The sequence below is a fragment of the Streptomyces murinus genome (genome assembly GCF_002154555.1).
GTDB classification, from domain to species: Bacteria; Actinomycetota; Actinomycetes; order Streptomycetales; family Streptomycetaceae; genus Streptomyces; species Streptomyces murinus.
The window spans coordinates 1-8355 of the sequence record NZ_MUNF01000267.1 but is presented as its reverse complement, the minus strand read 5'-3'; the positions used below and the strand labels follow the sequence as shown (position 1 = coordinate 8355).

At 72.9% G+C, this 8355-nt stretch carries 7 protein-coding genes and 1 pseudogene; 4 read left to right on the top strand and 4 right to left on the bottom strand.

Annotated features, from left to right (window positions below; genetic code table 11):
- Window positions 1–262: 262 nt before the first annotated feature.
- Window positions 263–1021, bottom strand: a complete 759-nt coding sequence (locus CCN72_RS17625) for an SDR family oxidoreductase (protein ID WP_086808345.1) — start codon at window positions 1019–1021, stop codon at window positions 263–265.
- Window positions 1022–1161: 140 nt separating this feature from the next.
- On the opposite strand from CCN72_RS17625, the gene CCN72_RS17620 reads away from it, so the two are divergent.
- The 4 genes and pseudogenes from CCN72_RS17620 to CCN72_RS17605 all read left to right on the top strand — a co-directional run bounded on the left by CCN72_RS17620 (window position 1162) and on the right by CCN72_RS17605 (window position 5866).
- Window positions 1162–2478 (top strand): multidrug effflux MFS transporter, encoded by a 1317-nt coding sequence (locus CCN72_RS17620; protein ID WP_086808344.1) that lies wholly within the window; start codon window positions 1162–1164, stop codon window positions 2476–2478.
- Window positions 2418–3599: a serine hydrolase domain-containing protein gene (locus CCN72_RS17615; protein WP_208638032.1), complete on the top strand. Its 1182-nt coding sequence runs from the start codon at window positions 2418–2420 to the stop codon at window positions 3597–3599. Before CCN72_RS17620 ends, CCN72_RS17615 begins: the two co-directional genes overlap by 61 nt.
- Window positions 3600–4019: 420 nt before the next feature.
- Window positions 4020–5013, top strand: a pseudogene (locus tag CCN72_RS17610) (small ribosomal subunit Rsm22 family protein).
- A 106-nt stretch (window positions 5014–5119) separates the two neighbouring features.
- Entirely contained in the window at window positions 5120–5866 is a 747-nt protein-coding gene (locus tag CCN72_RS17605) for a bifunctional DNA primase/polymerase (protein WP_086808342.1), read from the top strand.
- A 27-nt stretch (window positions 5867–5893) separates the two neighbouring features.
- Here the strand turns inward: CCN72_RS17605 and CCN72_RS17600 are convergent, their stop codons facing one another.
- The 3 genes from CCN72_RS17600 to CCN72_RS17590 form a co-directional block, all read right to left on the bottom strand.
- Complete coding sequence (locus CCN72_RS17600) at window positions 5894–6886, bottom strand: SCO2278 family lipoprotein (protein ID WP_086808341.1); 993 nt, start codon at window positions 6884–6886, stop codon at window positions 5894–5896.
- Window positions 6846–7718, bottom strand: a complete 873-nt coding sequence (gene efeU / locus CCN72_RS17595) for an iron uptake transporter permease EfeU (RefSeq protein WP_086808340.1) — start codon at window positions 7716–7718, stop codon at window positions 6846–6848. The genes CCN72_RS17600 and efeU overlap by 41 nt, the downstream gene beginning before the upstream one ends.
- A 2-nt stretch (window positions 7719–7720) precedes the next feature.
- On the bottom strand, window positions 7721–8355 hold a 635-nt coding region (locus CCN72_RS17590; protein WP_143664122.1), incomplete at its 5' end, for a Dyp-type peroxidase.

The window sequence follows — 8355 nt, the reverse complement described above, 5'->3', positions numbered from 1 at the left end:
GGTGCCGGCCGCCCCCACCGACCTCTCGGGCGGCGGCCGGCACCGGCGCTGACGTCGTACGGCGGTCGTCCCGCCGCCGGTGAGATGGCCGGTGCGGTGGGACGACCGCCGTATCCCCCCTCGCGATGGTCTCGGAATACGTCTGCCCAAGTGTGAAGCTCTTGTGGAGAAGAGTTGACCACGAGGGATCAACTTGCCGCAATACCCAGGGTGTTGGAATTCCGGCGGAACGTATGTGCGTACGGGCAGCGGGAGTTGGGGATCAGCCGCGCCCGATGTACGGCATCGCCGTCGCCAGCACCGTCGCGAACTGCACGTTCGCCTCCAGCGGCAGCTCCGCCATGTGCCGCACGGTGCGGGCCACTTCGGCCACGTCCATCATCGGCTCGGGCGCCGTCTCGCCGTTCGCCTGGAGCACACCGGTGCTCATCCGTCGCGTCATCTCCGTCGCCGCGTTGCCGATGTCGATCTGCCCGACCGCGATCCGGTACGGACGCCCGTCCAGGGAGAGGGACTTGGTCAGTCCGGTCAGCGCGTGCTTGGTCGCGGTGTAGGCGACCGAGTGCGGGCGGGGCGCGTGCGCGGAGATCGAGCCGTTGTTGATGATCCGGCCGCCCTGCGGGCTCTGCTCCTTCATGGTCCGGTACGCCGTCTGCGCGCACAGGAACGCCCCGTTGAGGTTGGTGTCCACCACATGCCGCCAGGCGTCGTAGGGGAGTTCCTCGACCGGGACCCCGCCGGGCCCGAAGGTGCCCGCGTTGTTGAACAGCAGATCCAGCCGCCCGAACCGGTCCACGGTCGCCCCGAACAGCGCCGTCACGTCCTCGGGTCGCGCCACATCGGTGCGTACGGCGATCGAGGGCGCCCCGGGCGCGAGTGCCGCCGTCTCCTCCAGCGTCTCGACGTGCCGTCCGGCCAGCGCCACCGACCAGCCGGTGCGCAGCAGCTCCACGGCGACCGCCCGGCCGATCCCGGAACCGGCGCCGGTCACTACCGCGATCTTCGCTTGCGTGTCAGTCATGGCACGGAGCGTAGGCGGACCGATCGTCGCTCGTATGTTCCTCGGCAGTTTGTCTGAGCTGGGAACATAGGAGTCACGTTTCAGTGGAAGTTTCAAGCAAGGTGTCCCGGCCGGGACGCCTCGACCCAGGGAGGGGACTCATGCCCGAGCATGCGGCGGCACCGACACCGCGGACGGACGACGGCAGCGACGACAGCACGGAGACCATCACCGCGTCCCCCGCCGCCCGCCGCACCGGGCTTCTCGTCACCTTCGTCCTCGGCGGCCTCACCGCGACGCCCCCGCTCGCCATGGACATGTACCTCCCCTCCCTGCCGGAGGTCACCCGGTCTCTGCACGCGCCCGCCGCCACCGTCCAGCTCACCCTCACCGCGTGTCTGCTGGGCATGGCCCTCGGACAGCTGGTCGTCGGACCGATGAGCGACCGCTGGGGCCGGCGCCGGCCGCTGCTGATCGGCCTCGCCGTGAACCTCGTGGCGACCGCCCTGTGCGCCCTCGCCCCGAACGTCGAGACGCTGGTCGCCTTCCGGCTGGTCCAGGGCCTCGCGGGCGCGGCCGGCATCGTCATCGCGCGAGCCGTCGTACGCGACCTCTACGACGGTGTCGCCATGGCCCGCTTCTTCTCCACCCTGATGCTGATCTCCGGGGTCGCGCCGGTCGTGGCGCCGCTGATCGGCGGGCAGATCCTGCGGGTGACCGACTGGCGCGGGGTGTTCCTGGTGCTCACCGTGATCGGGGCGCTGCTCGGCGCGCTGGTGTGGCTCCGGCTGCCCGAGACGCTGCCGCCGACGGACCGGCACGGCGGGGGAGTGGGGCACGCCCTGCGCTCCATGCGCGCGCTCCTCGCCGACCTCCCCTTCACCGGCTACATGCTGGCCGGCGGCTTCGCCTTCGCCGCGCTGTTCGCCTACATATCCGCCTCCCCCTTCGTCATCCAGGAGATCTACGGCGCCTCCCCGCAGACCTTCAGCCTGCTGTTCGGCCTCAACTCGGTCGGTCTGGTGGTCGCCGGGCAGATCAACGGCAAGGTGCTGGTCGGCCGGGTCAGCCTGGACAAGGTGCTGGGCGCGGGGCTCGCGGTGATCACGCTCGCCGCGACCGCGCTGCTGCTGATGTCCACCGGCGTCTTCGGCGAGGTGGGGCTCGCGCCCATCGCCGCCGCGCTGTTCGTCCTGATGTCCGCGATGGGCCTGGCCATGCCCAACGCCCAGACCCTCGCCCTGCTGCGCACCAAGCACGCCGCGGGGTCCGCGTCCGCGCTGCTCGGCACCTCCTCCTTCCTCGTCGGCGCGGTCGCCTCGCCGCTCGTCGGGATCGCAGGTGAGCACACCGCCGTCCCGATGGCCGTCGTCCAACTGGCGGCCGCGCTGGTCGCGGGGGCCTGCTTCGTGGGAATGTGCCGTCCCTGGAACACGCGGGAGAACGCGCGTGCGGGGTCGGAAGGAGACGAGAGCTGAGCGCACCGAGACTGCGTGCCGACACACCCCAGCGGGCCGGGCTGGCCCCCGACGCGCTCGGGCACCTGGTCGCCGAGGTGCACGCCCGCACCGCCGGGCCGCGTCCCTGGGCGGCCGGCGCGGTCGTGCTGGCCGGGCGCGGACCCGTGATCGCCGTGGCCGAGGCGGCGGGCTGGGCCGTCCGCTACTCCTCCTACGACCCGCGCACCGACACCGGCGTCGAACTGCGGCCCGAGGACCGGGTGCCGGTCACCGTGGACACCCCCTTCGATCTGGCCTCCCTGACCAAGCTGTTCACCTCGGTCGCGGCCGTGCAGCAGCTCGAGCGCGGCACGCTGGCCATGGACGCCCCAGTGGGCCACTATCTCCCGGAGTTCCGGACCCTGTCCGAACACCGGGTCACGGTACGGCAGTTGCTCACCCACACCTCCGGGCTGCGCCCCGAACTCCCGTTGTACGACTGCCCGGACCGGGCCGCCCGGCTGACGATGCTGCGCGCCGAGGCGCCGTCCGGGCCGCCCGGCATCTACCGCTACTCGGACCTGAACATGCTGCTCCTCCAGTTCGTCCTGGAGCGCGTCACCGGGCGGACCCTCGACGTTCTCGTGCGCAACGGCATCACCCGGCCGCTCGGCATGACCGCGACCGGGTTCGGGCCCTGTCCGGGGGCGGCGGCCACCGAGGACCAGTGGCGGCCGTGGGCCAAGGCCGACCGGGGGATGCTGCGGGGCGTCGTGCACGACGAGAACGCCTGGGCCCTCGGCGGCATCGCGGGGCACGCGGGCCTCTTCTCCACCGCCCGCGACCTCGCCGTCTTCTGCCGCACCCTGCTCGCCGGCGGCTCCTACGGCCCCGCCCGCATCCTCGCCCCCGACTTCACCGACCTCCTCCTCACCCCGCCCGGCCTCGGCTTCGCCCTCGACCAGCCCTGGTTCATGGGCGCCCTCTCCGGCCGCGGCGCCGCGGGCCACACCGGCTTCACCGGCACGTCCCTGGTCCTCGACCGGGCGACGGACACGTTCGTGGTGCTGCTGGCGAACACGGTCCATCCCCGCCGCCGACCGGCGGACAGTGCCCCGAGGGCGGCGATCGGCACCTGGCTGGCGCGGGCGGTGGTGTGAGGGGGCGCCCGCCACCGGCCAGCCGGGCGCTACCGGCTCGGAAGCCGGGCGGCACCGGCTCGGATGCCGGGCGCTATCCGCTCGTAAGCCGGGCGGCACCGGTCCGGATGCCGGGCGGAACCGGCTCGGTTGCCGGACGACAGCGGTCCGAGTGCCGGACGGCGGTGGCCCGGGTGCCGGGTGCCGGTGCCGGGCGGCGCCGCCTCGGATGCAGGGGCGACAGCGGTCCGGATGCCGGGCGACAGCGGTCCGGGTGCCGGGGTCGGCCGGTCCTGAAGGGCAGGGCCGACCGGTCCTGGAGCCCGGGGCCGGCCGGTCCTGGAACCCGAGGTCGGCCGGTCCTGGAGGCCGAGGTCGGCCGGTCCTGGAGGCCGGGGTCGGCCGGTCCGGCGGCCCCGTCGCGCGCCATAGAATCTCCAGGTGACCGCCCCCGTACCGCCGGCCGAAGTGCTCCGCCGCAGCCTCGCCCAGATGCTCGACGGACTGCCGCCCAGCCAGGCCGCCGGCGCCGTCGAGCGGCTCATCGCCGCCTATCGCGGCGACACCCCGACGCACGCGCCGATCCTCCGCGATCGCGCCGATGTCGCCGCGTACGCCGCCTACCGGATGCCGGCCACCTTCGAGGCCGTGCGCTCGGCCCTCGGGGCGTTCGCCGACGCCGTGCCCGGGTGGGTTCCCGGCAGCCATGTGGACGTCGGCGGTGGCACCGGCGCCGCGACCTGGGCGGTCACCGACACCTGGGCCGGCACCCGCCCGGTGACCGTCCTCGACTGGGCCGAGCCCGCGCTCGCCCTCGGCCGGGAGCTGGCCGCCGCCAACCCGGCCCTGGCCGGCGCCCGCTGGCAGCGCGCCCGCATCGGCTCCGGGCTCGACCTGGAACCCGCCGACCTGCTCACGGTGTCGTACGTCCTCAACGAGCTGACCGAGTCCGACCGCACCGCGCTCGTCGACGCCGCCGCGGCCGCCGCGCGGAGCGTGGTGATCGTGGAGGCCGGCACGCCCGCCGGGTACGCCCGGGTCATCGAGGCCCGCGACCGGCTGATCCGCGCCGGGTTCGAGATCGCCGCGCCCTGCCCGCACAGCGCCGCCTGCCCGATCGCCCCCGGCACCGACTGGTGCCACTTCTCCGCCCGCGTCCCCCGCTCCTCCCTGCACCGCAGGGTCAAGGGCGGCTCCCTGGCCTACGAGGACGAGAAGTTCTCCTACGTCGCCGCCACCCGGCTGCCCGCCGAGCCCGCCCCCGCCCGCGTCGTACGCCGCCCCCAGATCCGCAAGGGCCAGGTCCTCCTCGACCTGTGCGAGGCGGACGAGGAACTGCGCCGTACGACGATCACCAAACGCCACGGCGACCTGTACAAGGCGGCCCGCGACACGGACTGGGGGCTCCGCCTGGCCCCCGGAACCGACACTGTGAGGTACGTCTCGTCCGATTCCCCCCGTATCCACCTGCCGCCCCCCGAAGCGCACGAAGGTGGGACCATGAGGCATGCTGTCCGCACACCAGCGAGGCGAGGGGATAGATGAGCGGGACGTTCGGCGGCCACAGCGGCCGGCAGGGCAAACTCTCCCAGTGGCTGCGTGGACGCCGCCCGAGGGAAGCCGCCGCCACCGACGACGGCGGACGTGAGGCCCTGCTGCTCGCCGCCGCCGAGGCCGGGCTTCCGCTCGCGCCGGCCGCGTACCCCGCGCCCGGTTACCGGTGTTCCTGCGACCGCGTGGGCTGCCCCACCCCGGCCCGGCACCCCGTGTCGTTCGCCTGGCAGACGCAGTCCACGATCGACCGCCCCCAGATCGAGCGCTGGGCCCGGCACCAGCCGCAGGCCAACTTCATCACCGCGACCGGCATGGTCCACGACGTCCTGGACGTGCCCGCGCCGGCCGGCCGGGAGGCGCTGGACCGGCTGCTCGCCCAGGGCGTCGAGGTGGGGCCGGTCGCCGAGAGCGACGACGGCCGGATGCTGTTCTTCACCCTCACCCGGGGCACCCCCGAGGACGAGGACGAGTGGTGGCCCTGCGAGCTGGACTGCCACCCCGAGACGATGGCCGAGCACCCCGGTCTGCGCTGGCACTGCCGGGGCTCCTACGTCCTCGTACCCCCGGCCCGGCTGCCCGGCGACGACGACCGGCAGGTCCGCTGGCTGCGCGGCCCGGAGCATCCGCTGCCCGAGCCGCTGACCCTGCTGGAATCCCTCACCGACGCCTGCGCCCGGCACGCCGCCGGGAACTCCGCCCCCGACCTGGGCCGGCCCTGGCCGTTGCACAACTGAGGCCCTGGGCCACTCGCCGGTCCCGGGCTACTCGCCCTTCGCCCCCGTCACCCCGTTCACCTTCGCCACGATCGACACCGCCCCCTTGCCCGCCGGGTCGAGGGCGGCCTGGCCGGCCACCGATTCCAGCGTGAGGGACTGGTGGATCTCGCCCGTCGTGAGGGCCTGTACGGCCTTGCTGGGCGTCGGCACCGAGGTGTTCGCGGCGGCGGTCTCCTTCTCGTAGTGGTGCGTGGTGAAGAAGACCAGCGCGCCGCCGTCCGCCGTGCGCAGCGCCAGCGGGGCGTAGTCGCCACGGGTCAGCGGCTGGTCGATGTACTGGCGCACCAGCCCCGGCTTACGGGTCTGGCTCTGGCGGTAGGCGCGCAGCTGGCTCGTGTTCGGCCCGTCGGCGAACGCCTTGCCGCCCTTTTTCAGGTAGTTGACGTACGAGCGGCTCAAGTCGTCGGGTGCCACGGCCAGTTGAGCCGAGGAGGCGGGCACCGCCTCGCCCCACCCGTCCTTGTCCTTCTTGAACTGCGGCACGGCGCCCGGCGCCGCCAGCGTCAGATACGCCACCCGCCACCGCTCACCCAGGTCCGCCCGGGTGAACACCAGCAACCAGCGGTAGTTCCCGGCCTTGTTGCCCCGCGCGTCCGCGAGGAACCAGCGGGGCCAGCCCGCCTTCTTCGGGATCGTGATCTTCACGTCCGACAGCTTCAGCGGTACATGACTCGCGTTGCCGGAGGGGCTGTTGACGTGCCCCGCCTTCAGCCGGGCGGCGTCGATGTCGGCGAGCGGCCCGGTGACATAGGGCGCGTCGAGCGAACTGTCGTACGCCTTGTCGGCCTTGTTGTACGCGTCGGTGAAAGCGGCCACCGCCTGCGCGGCCTCCGCCCGGGTGGCGCCGGGCAGCACCGTACGCTCCCCGTGCACCACCACGCATCCGCTCGCCGTGAAAGACAAGGCGGTCAGTGCGGCCGCTATCAGTGCGTTCCGGTCACGCCGGCGAAGCCGTCGAGGGCTGCGTTCCCTGGTCATCGGGCTCCTTCACCTTCCCCTTCCCGGAGGCGAACCCTACCGGGGCGAGGAACACGGTGAGCACCGGGACCAAGTACAGGGCCCAGACCGTGACCTGGACGACCGTCGGGTCCGGCTGGAAGTTGAACACGCCCTTCAGAAGCGTGCCGTACCAGCTGTCCGGCTCGACGGTGTCGCTGATGTCGAAGGCCAGGTGGGTGAGGCCGGGGACCCAGCCGGCCTCCTGGAGGTCGTGGAAGCCGTACGCCAGCACGCCCGCCGCGACCACGACCAGCATGCCGCCGGTCCAGGTGAAGAACTTCGCCAGATTGATGCGCAGCGCGCCCCGGTAGAACAGCCAGCCCAGCACCACCGCCGTGGCGAGGCCGAGGGCGACGCCGATCAGCGGGCGCGGGGTGCCGTCCCCGGCCGCGTGCACCGAGGCCCACACGAACAGCGCGGTCTCCAGGCCCTCCCGGCCGACCGCGAGGAACGCCGTGGCGACCAGCGCGCCGGTGCCCATCGCGAGCGCCGCGTCCAGCTTGCCGTGCAGCTCGGACTTCAAGTGCCGGGCGGTGCGCCGCATCCAGAACACCATCCAGGTCACCAGGCCCACCGCGAGGATCGACAGCGAGCCGCCGAGCGCCTCCTGCGCCTGGAACGTCATCTCCTGGGAGCCGAATTCGAGCGCGCAGCCGAAGCCGAGGGCCAGCGCGATCGCGACGGCGATGCCGGTCCAGATGGGCCGCAGGGCGTCCCGGCGGCCGGTCTTGACCAGATACGCGATCAGGATGCAGACGACGAGCGACGCCTCAAGACCTTCCCGCAGGCCGATCAGGTAGTTGGAGAACACGGCTACGCCTCCTTCGAGAACAGTGAACGGCCCCACCAGTCATCGGCGTCCCGGACGCCCGGCGGGATGGCGAAGACCGCGGAACCCACGTGCTGGACGTACTCGTTGAGTGCGTCATGCGCGGACAGCTTGCGCTGGAGCGGGATGAAGCCGTGGCGCACATCGCGCTGGTAGGCCAGGAAGAACAGGCCCGCGTCCAGCCGGCCGAGGCCGTCGGTGCCGTCGGTGAAGGAGTAGCCGCGGCGCAGGATGGTGATCCCGGAGTTGGCGTCCGGGTGCGCGAGCCGTACGTGCGCGGTGGGCTTCATCGCCTTCAGGAACGGCGCGTCGTGCTCACCCGCCCTGCCGACCGGGGCGCCCTCGCGCTTGTCCCGCCCGAACACGTCCTCCTGCTCCTGGAGCGAGGTGCGGTCCCAGGTCTCGATGTTCATCCGGATGCGCCGGGCGACCAGGTAGGAGCCGCCGCTCATCCAGTCCGGGCCGTCCCCGTCGCCGACCCACACATGCTTCGTCAGCCGGTCCGTCTCGGTGCCCGCGATGTTGCGGGTGCCGTCCTTGAAGCCGAACAGATTGCGCGGGGTCTGCGCGTCGGGCGTGGTCGAGGAGGTCTTGCCGAAGCCGAGCTGGGACCAGCGCA

Bases quoted from the DNA above. Each gene is read 5' to 3' on its own strand.
- CCN72_RS17625 (WP_086808345.1), bottom strand. From the start codon at position 1,021: ATGACTGACACGCAAGCGAAGATCGCGGTAGTGACCGGCGCCGGTTCC.
- CCN72_RS17620 (WP_086808344.1), top strand. From the start codon at position 1,162: ATGCCCGAGCATGCGGCGGCACCGACACCGCGGACGGACGACGGCAGC.
- CCN72_RS17605 (WP_086808342.1), top strand. From the start codon at position 5,120: ATGAGCGGGACGTTCGGCGGCCACAGCGGCCGGCAGGGCAAACTCTCC.
- CCN72_RS17600 (WP_086808341.1), bottom strand. From the start codon at position 6,886: ATGACCAGGGAACGCAGCCCTCGACGGCTTCGCCGGCGTGACCGGAAC.